Raw genomic sequence first — 15,242 nt, forward strand, 5'->3', positions numbered from 1 at the left:
ATTATCTTGCATGGCAGAGCATCCAAATTGCTCTACTAAACCTTATTTCCTGATGGAGATGTACGAATGAAAAAAACTCTAATTGCAGCTTTAATGCTGCTCTCTGGCAGCGCATTTGCTGCCAGCTGGAGTGCCACTTACTACAATGTGAAATCCGGCACGCTACTGGTTGATACAGACAGCATCGTTGAAAATGGTGGAACGACCAAATTTTGGACCACGTTCGCCCCGACTGTTGACTACAACCGCCCCAGCGCCGGTTATGCCTACAATATGACTTTGCGGAACATCAACTGCAAATCCCATACCGTGGCCTATGCGAAGTCGATTTACTATGATTTTGACCAAGTCCCCCATGACGCCACAGTCGCAGACAAATCCACACAGGAAATCATCCCGGATAGCGAAAATGACTATCTGTGGAAATATGTATGCCAGCCAGACGCTCGCAAGGATTTGGCTGCTCCGGTTTCCAACATCAAAGAGTATTTGCGCGGCCATGCCGAAATGGCCAAGCAATATGATTTCGCCAGTCGCGCCAAGCAATAACGCCTAGTTGTAACGTCTCATTCCAGGACAACCGCCATAATTGGCCAGGTTGTCCCGGATTTTGCAGCTGCTCAGACGCTTGCCGCATGCCTCCAGGCGCGCATCTGTTACCGGCTGGTCTCGCGCGTCAAACATTGCCGTCCCTTGATATCCACATCGCGGGCCACGAAACACAACATGCGCCGGGCAATACCGCGTCACCAGCACCCCCGGCGCTTTCTTGCCGACAAGGTCCAATTGGCTGCGTAGCTCGAAAGTAATCACGTCCCCGTTATCGGCTTCGCGCCGGTTAATAAGCCATGTCTCTTCCGGGTACATTTCCGGGTAGCTCTCCAACTCGCCGCCTTGGCAAAACTTGGCATGCGTCACCCGCCGAATCAGCCGCCAGCCGACAAGGCCCTGATGCTGGGCAACCAGGGCCGTGAATATCCCGCGCAGCTGGCGGCCATCCGGCAGCGTCGCAATATTGCCCACAGAAAGCTTTGGGCGCGGCGAGCCTTTATTGCTGCTTTCGAACCCCTTGGCCTCGATGGCCCACGGCTCATAAATTAACCCCTGAAACGTCACCGGCTGGCCGTTGCCGCTCGCCGTGAATCTCATCGACTGCATGTTCACGGTTCCCGGCGGGCGCAGCTCGAATAGCTGCACCAGGGCATCCGGCACCAGCTTTTGCCCTTCCCTTTGCAGTACCCCCATCATTCCCCCGGATCGAAAACTTGTTCAAACGTCACGCTCACCACTTCATCCCCGGCGGCCCTATAAGAGCGGTCCCATTCGTCGCAGCGCACTTTGCAGCGCTGCGCGCCGGGATAGGTAAACCAGAACCAGCGCGCGCCGCCGTGCCGCTCCAGAAAGCGCTCGATGGCGTCGGCGTCCGCCGGCCCCACGGCGAACGACAATTTACGCACACGCGCCGCCGCGTTGATCCCGTCAACGACACGTTGCGCGTAGCCGCCGCCGAACCTCGCTTCCCGCACCCTGGCCTTAACCGACGACGAACCGCCAAACTCCGGCACCCAGCCAAATGTTTCAGCCACTTTTACCCCCTGACAAAATCGTAAATCGGCCCGTCCGGGCGCATCGCAGCGGCCAGCTTGTTGTCTACCACGCGCTCGACCAGAACCAGGATTTCCCGGCCGCCGTCTGCGCTCTGCCGCTCCTCCGTTCGCGCCGTCGCGCCCGGTGCTAGGTTGTTGACGATCACCCGCACCGGCTGAGCCGGCGCAGCGCTCCCAGCGGCTGGCGTATTCACACGGGCCAGAAAGTCTTTCAAGTCGCTATTCGTGCGCCTATCGACCACCCGTTCCCCGCGATCTAGCAGCCAAGTACCTTCACGCGGGATATTGTCGATGCCGTCATGCGCCATGCCGGAAAGGTTCGTGCTGCTGATCGACGACACCAGGCCCGCCGTCGCTGACACCACCGTCGCCATCGCGCCCATGTTGGCCGGAAACGGCCCGGACGCTGCGGCCGTGGCTATGGCTTGTTGGATTTTGATGATTGAATCCGCGATGGCGAAGGCTTTGCTTGCGGCGAACATCGCCTTGTAGATGCCGCTGTTTTTGCCTTTGAAGCTGGCCGCCAGTCCGGCCAGGCCGTCGAATAGCTGGCTCGAACTCGACAACATGGCTGATGCCCGGTTGCGCTCCAGATTCAGCAGATCCGCATTCAACTGCTCTTGATTGCGCCTGATGTAGTCGGCACGCTCGGTTTCCGTGAGCGTGGTCGCCTCCATAATCAGGCGGTGGCGGTTTTCGTACTGGTCGCGCAACTGCTGGTCTTCGGACTGCAAGCCAATCCCCTGGCGCTCGCTGCTGCGCAGCGCCTCGGTCGCCCGTTCGTGCCGCTGATCCTCTGCCGCGCCGAATCGGCCCTTTTCCTCGTCGGAAAGATTGCCGTTGTATTCGATATCGACGCGTCGTTGACGATGCTCCCGGTCCAATCGCTGGGTCGCGTTGTCGTACTCGCCGCCGCGCAGCCGTTGGGCCGCGTCCCGCTGCTGGGCCTCGTAACGGTCAACATCACGATTCAGCTCGTCCAGGAAGCGCTTGTTCTCGGCGCGTAGCTGGCGGGTCGCGTCCAGCTCGGCCGCCATGGCCAACAGCCTTTGCTGGCTCGCCGCACTCCACCCGGCATACTTGCCTTCTGAAATCTCGAAGCGCATGCGTTCAGCAGCGGACAGCTTTTCAACGCCCATGATTTCGCGCTGCATCGCATCAATGGCGGCATCCTCGCGCCGCCCCTGCGCGCCAGCCTGCCGCGCCGCAGCCTGCGCCCGTTTACGCGCCGCCAGTTGCTTGTTGTCGAAGTCCTCGCGCAGCTGGCCTAGCGCGGTCTGATGCGCCTTTTCCGCCTGAAGGTATGCCGCGCTGCCCTTCTCCAATCCTGCGATTGCAGCCTTATACGCGTCCTCCTCCTTCTTGACGCGCTTCTCATACTGGCCGCGATCATTCAGCCGTGAATCATCTTGGGAATAGGTCTTCGCCCGCGCTTCGGCATCCTTTCGCGCCGCCTCCTTTGCCTCGGCCTCCTTTTGCGCCGCGCCGGCATCTTTCGATACCGCCCGAGCCCGCTTCTCCAACTCAGCCAGCTCAGACCGCATTGCCACCAGGCCCGCCCGCTTCTGTTCCAGAGTCTGCGAAAACGACCATTCATATAGATTGGCTTCGCCGTCCTTGATCCGCTCCTTCAGCTGGGCCGCTCTGGCGTTGTCACTCGATGCGTCGTAGTGCAGTGCATTGACCGGATTCAGGAAGCGCATGGCAGCGCCGCCGGCCGCCATCGCCTGCCCCCAAAAGCCCGCGCCCTCACGTCGCGCATGACGCATCGACTCTGACACATCATCGAAAGCATCCGTCAGAATCGCCAGTTGACCAGCAATGAAACTAGCCACGCCGGATTGCGCCACCTCCGTTTTCATCGCTTCCCAGGAATTGACGAAATTGTTGGATGCTTTCTGAGTCTCACCGCCAAAGTCTGCCGCCTGTTGCGACATCTTCTTTAGCTCTGCCGCGAACTTGGGCAGGAAGTCCACGGCCAGCAGCTGGCCGGATTCCAACATCTTGCTGAACTCGCCAGTCGTCACCCCCAGGGCGCGGGCTGCTGCCTGCGTTGCCACTGGCAAATGCTCGGCCAGCTGCCCCCGGAATTCCTCAGCCGACACCACCCCTTTCGCGGACATCTGCACCAGGGCCAGCATCGCGCTTTGCGCCGTCTCTGCGCTCAAGCCAAACGCGCTTGCCGCCGTAGAGAGCGAATCAAACACCGCGCGAGCATGGGGTGCCAGCGGCGTGCCTCTCACCGCGCCGGCAAACTGCACATAGGACGATGCCGCATTGGAAAACAACAGTCCCAAATCTGCCGACTCTTTGCGCAGCCATTCGATATCTGTTGCGACCGCCTTCAGGTCGCCGCCATTGGCGTAGAACAGCGACTTTTGCAGGCGCTCGCTGGCGATCTGCGCCCCATTCAGCGCTTGCGCGACCGCGATCACGCCTTCCTTTACCGCCGACAGCGCGAAACCGCCCGCGATGGCTGTTCCGGCCCGCGCCAGCATGCCAGCGCTTCCGGCGGCCTCCTCCATTGCTCGGCTGGCGCGCTTGCTATCCCTCTCAATGCTGGACGCCGCGTCTTCGACCGCCTGCTTTCCTGCCCTCATGTCGTTTTGCAGCTGGGCGACTCGCGCTTCCAGATTGATTACCAGCGAGCCAACATTTCGCTCCGCCATTTACCCCCCTTTCCCCGACATCAGGCGCAACGCCTCCCGCTCCATCCCCTGCAAGGCGTCAAACAGCCCGCTATCCAGCGCCTCCCCACAGCGGGCCTCGACCACCGGCAGCGCGGCATAGTCCAGCCCGTAGGCACCGGCCGGGCCGACCCGCCATTGCGTTTGCATAGCGTTCCAGACCCGCCACGCCGGCAAGCCTTCGGCCAGCAGCTCGAAAGCCTCCGGCTCAGCCTCGGCCGGCAGCAGCGCGTCCACCTGATCCGCCGGCACGCCGGCATCCAGCAGCGCGCGGCGATTTTCCGACCGCGTGGCGGCGCGCTCCCCAAACTGCCAGCGCACCGCCTCTATCAGTTTTTTCGGACTGCGCCACCAAAGCGCAGCTCATGAACAGCGCGTTGCAATGCCGCATTCACCTGCGGTCCATCAATGGACAACAGCGCGGCCTCCAGTGCAGCCAGAGACAGCGGGACCGGCTGGCCATCCGGCCCACACACCCCCTCCCAGGCCGTGAACGTCTCGGCATACAAGCGCGCATTCTGGCGGTAGACATCCGACAGGCTGGCCGCTTCGTTCTCGTCCTCGCCTGCATGGCGTTGGAACAGCGCATCCCATGCCGGCTGTGCCAACAAGCGCCCCGTCAGCTGGATCGCGATAACGCGCTCAGCGCCGGACTCCGTGCGAACATGAATTTCGGCCGGCACGCGCGCCAGGCCATCCGTTTTGATCGTGTACATGCTTCCCCTTAGCGGATGGTAATTTTGAATTCGTCGTCGCCGTCGTATGGCAGTAACGCGAGCGGCAGCGTGGTCATGCTGATGTTGTCGCTGTCGCCATAGTCAGCGCTGCCAATGCTGATGTTTGCCTCTATCAGAATGATGTTGCCGGCCACCTTGCCATGCTCAAGATTGAGCATGCCGCGACGGCCGGTCCTAGCAATCTCGAACCAATCCTTTTCCGCGACAGTCGTCGATTCGATTTGCGCTGAACCGCTGGGCTTGCGGCCGGTAATCAACACCCGTTCCGTACCGCCCGGCAGACTCCGATGCTTGACTTCATTGGCCATGTCGAATGTCAGGCTCTGCACCGCTGGCGCGAAGGCGAATAGATTGAAGTGCGCGACATTCGCAGCATCGAACGGCATCGGCGTCATGAACGGCGTCAACGTCAGCGCCGGCGCTGCGGAATCAACGATGCCGCCATGCACTCCGGTGAAGGTGAATTTCATTTTCGGGAATGCCTTGTTTTGGAAATCAAACGAAACATTGCCGCGCGCGCCCAGCAACTTATGCTGCACGCCGTCCAGGTTGTAATAGATCGTCAGCGACTGATGCCCGGTGGAAATAGGCGCGTAGCTGACAGCGGTGTCTTTGACCACGGTTTCAGCAAAGCCGCAGCCCCGCAGCAGCACGCCCCAGGCCGGCACCGCCCCCGGCTCCCCCGCGCCGGCAAGCTCGACCTCGAATTCGGCTTTCATGCGGACCCCGGTAACGACCGATTCGGCATTGCCGAAATATGGCCTCACGATGTTGCGCTCGGCTTTGTCGCTATCCAGTGGCGTGACTTTCGGACTAGCGACCAAAATCGCATTTGCCGCGCCAGTCGGCACCGCGTCCACGCCCTCTTTCGTTTCCACCTTGGCGATGATCGCCACCCGCTTACTATTCAGTGACATTTCCACCTCTTCCAGGCATAAAAAAAGGCCCGCCGCAGCGAGCCTGACACCATTTCGAACCGACTACAGCTCACCCTCCCGCCGCCTATAGGTCAGCAGGTATTGCGCCCGGCAAATGCCAAGGCGCGGGTTTTCCTCGTCGTACTCCCACTGCACCGCGCCGGCCTGCAAGTCCTGCACCTCCACGTAGGCATGCAGCACCGCATGCACTTCCGCCCGCAGCGCCTCACAAGCCGAATGCGGCACATCGCCTTCCGCCAGCAATTCCAGTTCTATCGACAGTTGGCGATATTCGTAGCCAACCGGCGAACCAGGCAACGGCACATCCTGCAACTGGTGCAAACACACCGCCGGGAACTCGCCAAAATTCAACCCTTTTTGCAAGTCACGGCTCACTCGCGCGCCTGCCGCCGTCGCCCCCAACAAAGCCGTCTCAACGGCGACCATCAATTGTTCAACTCGCGACACATCGCCCTTTCAATTTGCTTTCCAATGGATGCGCCAGGTCATGGCCACCAGATGCGGCGCGTCCTCTCCCACATCCTGCGCGCCATCCTCCAGCACGTCGTAAACCATGACGCCTCCCACTTCGCCCCGCCAGCGCTCCAACCTGCGCCGAACAGCCCAGGCCACGGCATACGCCGCATCGTAGTCCGCCGCCACTATCGACAGCTGCACCAGGCTGAACACGATGCCCGGATTGCTCACCGCGCCGCGCGCCCGCTTTTCATCAATCACTTGATAGGCAACTGCGGGCAATTCCGGCTCATCCGGCAGGCGCACCGGATACACCCGGTCGCCAATCAACGCCACGACATCCGGCGCGGCCAGCAACTCCACCACGGCCGCGCCGATCATCGCGTCAACTCCCCGGATTCCAACGCGCTGCGAACCGTATCACCGACCACGGTCAGCGCCTCCGGCAACCGCTCAGCAGCTGGCCGCATAAATGGATAGGGCGGGACCATCTGCCCCGCCCCCTGGCTTGCCTCCCTCGCGGCTGCGCGCCGCGCTTCGCCGCCTTTGGCCTTCCGCCCTCGACCGCGCTTCATATGGCCATACTCCAGCAATCGGCCATACCACGCCCGCCGCTGGAGCGCGACCCTGTACGCAATCACGCCGCGACGACCGCCACCGCGCGAACCCGCGACCACGATGGACTTAGCCAACACGCCGGATCGGCGGCGCACCAGCCGGCGCGCATGGTCTCGCACAAGGGCCGCGCCCCGGCGCAGCCCTCGGCGTAGCACTTTGGTTTGCAGCCGGCGCGGCACGCTGTCCAGCGCGCGCAGCACCTCGCCAATGCCCTCAACCGTTTCCATCGTTCGTTTCCAGCATCAACACCAGAAAATCCCGGTTTTCGTGCGGCTGCACCGTCTTCACTTTGTACGGCTGGCCATGCACCAGCGCGCGCCAGCCATGCGCAACCGCGCGGCGGTGGATCGTCGCCCGGACGCTGCACCCCGTCTGCTCGGCCAGCGCCGCCGTATAGGTCCGCGCGCCCAGGTAATCCACGCGAGCATGCACCGCCTTCGGCTCCGTCCAGCCATCGACCACCCCGCCGGACGGCTTACGGGTCTTGATTGGCTGGCTCAGCCGGATACGATCTTTCATCATGCTGGCGTTCATCGGTACACCCTCCAGGGATCAAGCAGACCATCTACAAAGGTTCGCGGCATGGCCTGCAACGGCTGGCCGGACGCCACTGCTTCCCGTTGCGCGTAGGCCGTCGCCACGCGCAGCAATACCCAATGGCGAACGCTCTCCGGCACGTCCGCGGCCGTTTTCCAAACCTCGCCCAGCAGCGGCCGGCCGATCTCATGCGCCGCCAGCCCCTCCGCTGCCAGCACATACAGCCACAACAGCGGGTCATCGTCCGTCAAATCGGCATCAATGCGGCATTGCAACCGCACTGTGGCCAGATCATCAAACAAAGCGCTGTTCATTGCCCTTACTCGCCAGCTTGAGACACAGCGCCATCCGCCGCGATACGGCGACCGCCGGACGCCAATGCAGCGGCCACCGCATCCGGGTTAGCGTCCAGCCCGCAATCACCTTCTAGGGCCGATTCCGGCACCATCAGCACGTCATTGACCTGCACTCGCACGCCATCCAGTTCGCCGCCGCTCAACACACCGCTATACAACACGCGAGCTTCGACCATTTTCACATCCGACTTCTTTGCCGCCATAACACCCCCTTGGAAAAAGAAAGCCCCCGAAGGGGCGCAAATCAGCTTGCCGAATTCTGGTAAGCCTTGATGGCTCCGCCGATGTCCACCAAGTCGCCGTCGGTGCGCAAGATCGAATGAAAGCCCACCAGGCCGCGCTCGTTGTAGGCCGAATCGGTATTGCGGTACAGCGTCGCGCCCATCACATCGCGGATCAGATATTTCTTGAAGTCGCCGAACAAAATCGACTTGGCATTGGCCGCCATCGTCGGCATGTGCTGATTGATCTGGTAGCCATAGTTCAAGATGGTATCCGGCGCATTGACCGCCAGCCCCGGCAACCACAGCGGGCGGCCGGTCGCGTCCTTCAGCTGCTTCAGCTTGCGCAACGTGCCGTCATGGAACATCCACTTGGCGGCAGAGCGGTATACCGGATCGACGCTATGTTCCAAGTCGATCAGGTCATCCAGCGTCACCGTCGCCACCTGGCCAGTCGCCGCCGCCTTGCCCACTGATGCAGCGGTCACAACGCCGCGTGGTTGCTTATCGCCCGCGCCCACCGTGAAATGGCGATTGGTGACGCGACCCAGGCGCTGGCCCAGCAACGCGACGATGTACGCCTCAATATCGAACTCGCTGTCTTGCAGCAGCTCCAGCGACACCGCGACCGCTTTGGACGTGTACTTGAATGCCCCCATGTCAGTCGTGCCAAATTTGGTTTCACTGGACGGCGTCAACTGCGTTTCACCCAGGATTTCGCCTTCTTCCTGCGTAGAGTCCGTCACCACGAAATCCAGCGGATTGCCGCTCGCCGTTTTCAGCACCGTGGACACATCGCGCACGCCACCGACCAAAGCCATGGCCGCCTGAATCGAACTGAACATTTCGCGGGTCACGGTATAGCCACCACCCGCCGGCGTGCCGACTGTCTGCGCGTTCTGGATGCGGCCGGAATTGACCAGATTTTGAATGCCTTCCTGGCCATCGCGCAGGAAAGCCACCAGCAAATCCCGGCGCAGCTCCGCCGCATTCTCGATAGACACGTTACGGAATTGGGCCGTCTGCTCGTCAGTAGCGGCGATGCCTTCCTGAACCCGCAACGCGGCTTCAATGGCGCTGATCTGGTTATCGATCTGCTCCACCTCGGTTTTCATATTGCTGAATTCAGCCTGGCGCTCGGCATCCCACGCGCCTTCTTTCTCCACCAGGGCTTTCATCTTGTTGGCGATGTTGACGCGCTTGTCGCGCAATGCTTGGATAGACATTGTTTTCCTTGAAATGAAAAAAGCCCGCTCAGGGCGGGCTTAAAGATTGGAGTCGTGCGAATGTTCGTCAGCGACTAAGCGAAATCAGGTCCAACACTCGGCGGGCATGCTCCCGCTGCTCCGCGCCATCAGGCGGCGCGGCGACTTCCGGCACAACTTCATTGCGAACCGGCGCGGCCATCAATGCTTGCGGCGCATTGCGGCAACCGGAAAAGTCCCATGCGCTGTTATCAACGCTCTGGCCGGTCACGATGGCGTCAACCAAACCGGCGCCCTTGGCCTCCTCTGCGGTAAACCACGTTTCCGCCGCCATCCAGGCCCGGACCTGCTGTTCGTCCTGGCCGGTCTTGCGCACGTAATCGGCGACGATGGTGCTATCCACCTTGTCCAGCAAATCCGCCGTCTCGCGCAAATCCGAAGCATTGCCCCATGTCCCGGTCCCGGCCTGATGGATCATGAAGAACGCGCCATCCGCCATGCGGATTTCATGGCAGTTCACTGCGATGAAGGTCACGGCGCTGGCGGCCAGGCCGTCCACATGCGCAATCACCTTGGCCCCGCTGCCACGCAGGGCCGCAACGATGGCGCGTGCGCCGAACACGTCGCCGCCAGGACTATTGATGCGAAGATGGATAGTTTCGGCCGTCAGCGCTGCGACCTCTTTGCAGAAATCGCCGGCATTGATGCCCCACCAATCATCCAGCGCATCGTAAAGCCAGAGCGTGGCCTCACTCCCCGCTGTCTCCGCCCTGATCTTTGTCGGCCCCGTCCGGTTCTTCGGGCGGATCAGCAGTTTTTGCATCGGCATTCGGTTTTTCTCCTGCGATTCGAATCATTTCGCCGCCCGGAACAGGCGGCAGGTTTTTGCGGCGGCGGACTTCGTTAATGGTCATCCAACCTTGCGAGCCGGGACCACCCAGCGCCTTGCCGAAGTATTCGGCTTGCATCTTGCTATCGCCTTCCTGCAAAGCATCCAGCATGAATTCGCAGTGGATGCCCGTTTCCGGCCCGAACAGCTTGCGGTTTAGTTCCTGCTGGATGGCCTCTAGGTGGCGTTTTAGGGTGAACTTGATAAAGCCCAGCGTCATCGACTCAATGCCGCTGCCCCAACTGGTAGACTTGTCCGTGGCCCCGATCATGTGCGGCAAGACGCCAAACATGCGCGCGACCTCAACCACGCTGAATTGCCGGGCCTCCAACAGCTGCATATCGACCGGACTCATGCGCAGACGGTCAAGCTTGAACTCCCCACTCAACACCATCGGCCGACGCGCATTGCCCAGCCCGCCATAGCGTCGCTCAACCTCGTTGCGCAAGTCGTCCTTCTGTTCGGGACTGAGTTTTGCAGCCGTCGAAAGCAGCAAATCGCTATGATTGCCCTGCCCAAGGCTTCGCTCGCCGAATTCATCTTGCGCCAACGCTAGGCCGACGACAGAACGGCCGGCATAGTGCCGAATGGGCGACAAGCTCCGCAGCCCATCGAACCCCAGCCCGGCGACGTGCAACACATCATCTTCATGCAGCGCCTTGACCGTTCCATCCGGCAACCACAGCGTGTAACAACGCCAGCCGCCGGCCATCCGCTGAACATCAACGCATCGCGGGTTAACCGGCTGAACTGCGATCACCTGTCCGCGCCGATCTCGTCGCAACCAGGCGTAAGCGTCACCATCCAGTAAGCGGGATTCCATCAGGAATTCCCACATCGCGGCACTGGTGTACTCGTTGGTCGCCGACTGGTTGAACAGCCACCAATACGGATGATCTACACGCGATTGCACCTCTCCGCCTCGGCGGTAAAAGTGAACCGGAAGTGTCGATACGATTCCGGCCAGCAGCTGCACGCAGGCATAAACCGCGCCCTGGCGCATCGCTGTTGTCTCGTTGACCATCACCCCGGCCCGCGTCAACGTGGCCAAATCGCCAAACAGCTCGCCGGCATTGCTAACCACAGGCTCTTGCCGTGGCGGCGGCGCAGGGCCGCCAAATATTCGTTCGAAGAACCCCATTTACAAAATCTCCAGATGCGCCGATTCGTCAAGATGGGTCATTGCCCGCGTAGCCGCGCTGCATATCGCCACTATCGGGTCAATGCGCCCTTGCGAGCGCTTTTTGTCCGGCTTGATGTTCTCGTTGCTGTCGATCATCAAAGTGACATTGCCCGCGCACCAACGCAGCAGCGGATTCCCGCCATGCCGCAAGCGCTTGCCGTAAACCATGCGCTCGAGCTGCTTCGCCCCAGGCGACAAACCGGCGAAGTTCTGCGGCAGCTTGACCATCGGAATGTCCTTTTCCAGCAACTGGTTTGCCAGGTGCGTACAGTTCCAGGTGTCGAATGCGATTTCTTCCACATCGAAGTCCTGCCACGCCTGTTCAATCACCTCCCGGACTGCCTCATAGTCGGTAACGTCCCCCTCCGTCACCGTCAACCAGCCGGCCCGCGCCCATGCCTTGTAGTCCGACCCGGAGTCTTGCTCCGCAGCATCAAGCTTGGCCTGCGGCACCCAGGCCCACACCAACACATACCAGTCGCCATCCTCGTCGCCATCGGGTGGCGGGAACAGCAACACAAACGCGGTAATGTCTCGCGTGCTGGCCAGGTCAAGGCCACCAAAACAGCGCCGCCCCTTGAGTATTTCCGGGTCAAACTTCTTGCTGCCCTTATCCCATACCTGCATGTCGAACCACGACAGCGCATCTCCGACAAAGACATTCAAGTCCTTTGTTAAAAAGTTCGCCCTCGCGCTCGGCAAAACCTTTGCCCGCCCGGCCTGCTCCTTCATATAGGCAAAGGTTTTCGCACTTCCTAAGCTCGGATTTGCCTTAATCCACACATCGGCGCTATATGGGTCATCCCCTTCATCAATGGTGTAAATAACACCGAACATACGGTCATCGACGACTTCACCACGCAAAACCTTGATTAGATATGAACGAAGTTCAATACATATCCCATCCAAGATAAAACCCGCCGTCGTGATTGCATTAACAAGAGGATGAAGACGCGCACCAAGCGCCGAAATCATCACATCCCAAACCTTACGGTCTTTATGAGCATGCAATTCATCCACCAAAACGCATGATGGATTTTTACCGTCCAAGCTTTCGGCATTTGCGGCCAAAGGTTCATAGATAGACTCGCCAAACTCACCGAACAAGACAAGCTTTTCTTGATTTGCGCCCTCTGCGATCTTGATCGACCTTGCCAGCCGCCTAGACTTTCTAACCCAACGTTTTACATTTGCAAAAGCTGGCTTAAAAACCGGCATAGCTTGGGCTCGCGTCGTCGCAATGGTATATACCTGCGCCCCCTCCTCCTCATCCATCATCCACAGATAAGCCCCAATTGGAGCCATCCACGTAGATTTTCCATTCTTCCTGGCGACTTCTTCATACCCCGTCCTAAAACGGCGCAACTTACCTTCTCCAACCTCCCGCCAGCCAATTAGAACCGCAGTCCAAAACAACTGCCAGCCGTCCAGCAAAATAGGCTTACCCCCAAGCGGTCCTGTCGTATGAACAAACCATTCTTGGATAAACTCAATGCAATGCCATGCATGAGCGGGAGAAAAGAAAAAACCGCGCTTATGCGCGGTTTGCAAATCTCGATAATGTCGCTCAACTGCCAGCACAGTCAGCTGACAAACTGTAATCTCGCCTTTTAAAACTGGTATGCCATAGCGAGTATCCCATTCTTGCCACTGTTCTTCCGGCGGAATTAACCTGAGCCGGCTGACGGGTGGCGTCTTGCGAGATTGACGGCGCTGTCGAACAGATCGTCCTGAGGTGCTTTGTCTCCCAGCTTGGCCTTGACTGCCGCCGCTGACGGCAATGTCAGACATGATTCCGGCAGCCATTTACGCAATTCTTCCTTTAAGCTAACCGTTATGCTGTAAATAGGATGCGCCTGAAAATAAGGCTTATCCTTACCTACATCAATCACATAACTACCACCGTTCCGCTCTATAACCTTGCTTAATTCTTCCTCCGCATCCTGCAAACGAATAAACGTCCTGCAAATTACGGAAATAGCCAAACCTGCCGTCAGATGCTCCATACCCGCAGCGCGAAGAGAATCACAAATTTCATCCCAGACTTTCCGCTCTCTCGGAGACAGTTTTGCCCCTGGCGGTGTAGATGGCGACTTTATCGCCCCGTTATCACCCGCATTTCTAGCGACTCCGCCCACCCCACCCGAAATAACGGTAAGCGGCGGCCTTCTATCGTCCATAGTGAGCCTCCAGGGCATTCGCCCATAAAAAAAGCCCCCGATGCGCCAAATAACGCATCAGAGGCCGTCTAATTTCATACCCCCCCCTGTTCAAAAACAGAGGCCATAAAAAACCGTGGCTAGGCACGCGGTCTTGACCGATGCCGGCCAGACTTTTACCCACCCCCTCCCCCTGGCCGACTATTCAACCGCCGACCAATTCGCCACCAGCAGCGCCCGGACCCAAAGCCGCATTTCTTCCGGGCAAGCACTCAATAGCTCAAGCACTTGGGCCGCCGTCGCCAATGTCTCTTGGCGAAAGTCCGCCGGTAACTGCTCGAACAATTCTTGAACTCGCTCCACGCTCCCAGCCATCACGCCCCGCCCTTTCGATTCCCGAAACCGCCGTCCAGCCTTGCCGTTTTCTTGTCATGGCATGGCTTACTCATCGGCATCCAATTCGCCTTATCCCAAAACAGCGCCTGCGCGGCGGTGATCCTTTCCGCGTCGCCCGAGTCCAGCGCATCTTTTAGCCGGTGCGCCTTGATATGATCCACCACCGTCGCCGCTACCACTCGCCCAACCCCGGCGCAATCCTCACACTCGCAAAGCGGACGCTGCCGCAAAAACGTTTCACGCGCCTTCGCCCATCGCGATCCATAACCCCGACTCGCAGCAGACCCGCGCCGCTGGTCAACCTCGCGCCGCACCTCCCGGCGATGCACATCGCAATAACCGCCACCATCCCGCACCAACTGCCGACATCCCCTTTGCCGACATGGCGTCGGCGCTGATCGTGGCATTTCCGTTTCCCCAAAAAGAAACGCCCCGGCAAAAGCCGAGGCGCATTAAGTAAAAGCAAGTGATGTATATGAAGCTGAAACACAAAGCCCAAGCTGGCAGGCCGAGGCTTTGCGGGCGGCAATATTATTGCGCGCCCCCTTATCTGTCAAACCTCATGCCGCACTACAGCATTTCAGGCTGTAGATCGCTAAACCACAAAAGCAAAAACCCGAGGGCTTAGCCTCGGGTTTCGTTACTCGCAATGGTTTCAAGAGTAGCCGAATTGTGCACAAGTGTAAGATCAGCTGTCAAGCATCATTCGCACAAGTCGCACCAATTTCCATTACCACCCCTGCCACACCTACCTGTTTCACCCTATGAACCACCGCAGCCATCGCCAGCTGTAGTTCAACGTGGGCATTATGAATCCACGCATGAACGGTTTGCCTTGTTACAGAGTTCATGTCCGCGAAGACTTGAGTATACGCTCCAGCCCTCCGCTTAGGCATCCGGCCAGACTGAATGGCAACCACTCCACCCACCGCCCCCCTGTAATAGCGATCAATCAGCCGTTTGGTATCCGGCTTGACCTTCCGGCACAAGACCGCATCCACCAGCAACATCTTTTCACCATCGATCACCGGCCGCGATACTCGCCGTTCTTGATGCTCATTGCTCGCCATGGCCATGCATTCATTCAGCACGGACATCTTGTAGCCCAGGCTGTTTGATTCGCGCTGATCAACCCAAGCGCCCCATTGCCACAACAGTTCATCAACTTCCTTAATCACTTCGAACTCTCCAAATTTGCTGCGGAGAATTCCCCTAGCCCGATCAATGCCGGGCTTTGTTTTGTGCCGCCATTC

At 59.5% G+C, this 15,242-nt stretch carries 20 protein-coding genes and 1 pseudogene; 1 reads left to right on the forward strand and 20 read right to left on the reverse strand.

What is annotated here, in order from left to right:
- Positions 1 to 66: 66 nt before the first annotated feature.
- A complete protein-coding gene (locus VA599_RS02750; protein ID WP_346787599.1) occupies positions 67 to 549 on the forward strand; it encodes a surface-adhesin E family protein in 483 nt (160 codons plus the stop codon).
- A gap of 3 nt (positions 550 to 552) precedes the next feature.
- On the opposite strand, the gene VA599_RS02755 is transcribed toward VA599_RS02750, so the two are convergent.
- The 20 genes and pseudogenes from VA599_RS02755 to VA599_RS02845 all read right to left on the reverse strand — a co-directional run bounded on the left by VA599_RS02755 (position 553) and on the right by VA599_RS02845 (position 15,167).
- Complete coding sequence (locus tag VA599_RS02755; protein WP_346787600.1) at positions 553 to 1,248, reverse strand: phage minor tail protein L; 696 nt, start codon at positions 1,246 to 1,248, stop codon at positions 553 to 555.
- Positions 1,245 to 1,586: a phage tail protein gene (locus VA599_RS02760; RefSeq protein ID WP_346787601.1), complete on the reverse strand. Its 342-nt coding sequence runs from the start codon at positions 1,584 to 1,586 to the stop codon at positions 1,245 to 1,247. Before VA599_RS02760 ends, VA599_RS02755 begins: the two co-directional genes overlap by 4 nt.
- A 2-nt stretch (positions 1,587 to 1,588) precedes the next feature.
- A complete protein-coding gene (locus tag VA599_RS02765) occupies positions 1,589 to 4,276 on the reverse strand; it encodes a tape measure protein (protein WP_346787602.1) in 2,688 nt (895 codons plus the stop codon).
- Complete coding sequence (locus VA599_RS02770) at positions 4,277 to 4,615, reverse strand: DUF1799 domain-containing protein (RefSeq protein ID WP_346787603.1); 339 nt, start codon at positions 4,613 to 4,615, stop codon at positions 4,277 to 4,279.
- A gap of 8 nt (positions 4,616 to 4,623) precedes the next feature.
- Complete coding sequence (locus tag VA599_RS02775; RefSeq protein ID WP_346787604.1) at positions 4,624 to 5,010, reverse strand: hypothetical protein; 387 nt, start codon at positions 5,008 to 5,010, stop codon at positions 4,624 to 4,626.
- 8 nt (positions 5,011 to 5,018) lie between these two features.
- The gene (locus VA599_RS02780) at positions 5,019 to 5,948 is read right to left on the reverse strand and encodes a phage tail tube protein (RefSeq protein ID WP_346787605.1); all 930 of its coding nucleotides are present in this window, start codon (positions 5,946 to 5,948) and stop codon (positions 5,019 to 5,021) included.
- Positions 5,949 to 6,011: 63 nt separating this feature from the next.
- Positions 6,012 to 6,344 (reverse strand): hypothetical protein, encoded by a 333-nt coding sequence (locus tag VA599_RS02785; RefSeq protein WP_346787606.1) that lies wholly within the window; start codon positions 6,342 to 6,344, stop codon positions 6,012 to 6,014.
- Positions 6,345 to 6,425: 81 nt separating this feature from the next.
- Positions 6,426 to 6,806: a tail completion protein gp17 gene (gene gp17, locus VA599_RS02790; RefSeq protein WP_346787607.1), complete on the reverse strand. Its 381-nt coding sequence runs from the start codon at positions 6,804 to 6,806 to the stop codon at positions 6,426 to 6,428.
- Entirely contained in the window at positions 6,803 to 7,270 is a 468-nt protein-coding gene (locus VA599_RS02795; protein ID WP_346787609.1) for an HK97 gp10 family phage protein, read from the reverse strand. The genes gp17 and VA599_RS02795 overlap by 4 nt, the downstream gene beginning before the upstream one ends.
- A complete protein-coding gene (locus VA599_RS02800; RefSeq protein ID WP_346787610.1) occupies positions 7,257 to 7,577 on the reverse strand; it encodes a phage head closure protein in 321 nt (106 codons plus the stop codon). The genes VA599_RS02795 and VA599_RS02800 overlap by 14 nt, the downstream gene beginning before the upstream one ends.
- Positions 7,574 to 7,894, reverse strand: a complete 321-nt coding sequence (locus tag VA599_RS02805; protein ID WP_046158595.1) for a head-tail connector protein — start codon at positions 7,892 to 7,894, stop codon at positions 7,574 to 7,576. Before VA599_RS02805 ends, VA599_RS02800 begins: the two co-directional genes overlap by 4 nt.
- Before the next feature lie 5 nt (positions 7,895 to 7,899).
- Complete coding sequence (locus VA599_RS02810; protein ID WP_046158594.1) at positions 7,900 to 8,139, reverse strand: hypothetical protein; 240 nt, start codon at positions 8,137 to 8,139, stop codon at positions 7,900 to 7,902.
- Positions 8,140 to 8,180: 41 nt separating this feature from the next.
- Positions 8,181 to 9,368, reverse strand: coding sequence for a phage major capsid protein (locus VA599_RS02815; protein WP_346787611.1), 1,188 nt, complete (start codon positions 9,366 to 9,368; stop codon positions 8,181 to 8,183).
- A gap of 82 nt (positions 9,369 to 9,450) precedes the next feature.
- Positions 9,451 to 10,185: a head maturation protease, ClpP-related gene (locus tag VA599_RS02820; protein WP_346787612.1), complete on the reverse strand. Its 735-nt coding sequence runs from the start codon at positions 10,183 to 10,185 to the stop codon at positions 9,451 to 9,453.
- Positions 10,112 to 11,392 (reverse strand): phage portal protein, encoded by a 1,281-nt coding sequence (locus VA599_RS02825; RefSeq protein WP_346787613.1) that lies wholly within the window; start codon positions 11,390 to 11,392, stop codon positions 10,112 to 10,114. Before VA599_RS02825 ends, VA599_RS02820 begins: the two co-directional genes overlap by 74 nt.
- Positions 11,393 to 13,216 carry a terminase large subunit gene (locus tag VA599_RS02830; RefSeq protein ID WP_346787801.1) on the reverse strand — a complete coding sequence of 608 codons (1,824 nt, stop codon included), beginning with the start codon at positions 13,214 to 13,216 and terminating at the stop codon, positions 11,393 to 11,395. It lies immediately after the preceding gene.
- On the reverse strand, positions 13,102 to 13,614 hold the full coding sequence (locus tag VA599_RS02835; RefSeq protein ID WP_346787614.1) for a P27 family phage terminase small subunit: 513 nt from the start codon (positions 13,612 to 13,614) through the stop codon (positions 13,102 to 13,104). Before VA599_RS02835 ends, VA599_RS02830 begins: the two co-directional genes overlap by 115 nt.
- A 353-nt stretch (positions 13,615 to 13,967) precedes the next feature.
- Entirely contained in the window at positions 13,968 to 14,150 is a 183-nt protein-coding gene (locus VA599_RS02840; RefSeq protein WP_346787615.1) for a hypothetical protein, read from the reverse strand.
- 135 nt (positions 14,151 to 14,285) lie between these two features.
- Positions 14,286 to 14,396 (reverse strand): annotated as a pseudogene (locus VA599_RS24210) (HNH endonuclease); the annotation flags it as partial.
- 288 nt (positions 14,397 to 14,684) lie between these two features.
- Positions 14,685 to 15,167 carry a hypothetical protein gene (locus VA599_RS02845; RefSeq protein ID WP_346787616.1) on the reverse strand — a complete coding sequence of 161 codons (483 nt, stop codon included), beginning with the start codon at positions 15,165 to 15,167 and terminating at the stop codon, positions 14,685 to 14,687.
- Positions 15,168 to 15,242: the final 75 nt, after the last annotated feature.

The sequence above is a fragment of the Chromobacterium indicum genome (assembly GCF_039708975.1).
In the GTDB taxonomy this organism is placed as follows: domain Bacteria; phylum Pseudomonadota; class Gammaproteobacteria; order Burkholderiales; family Chromobacteriaceae; genus Chromobacterium; species Chromobacterium piscinae.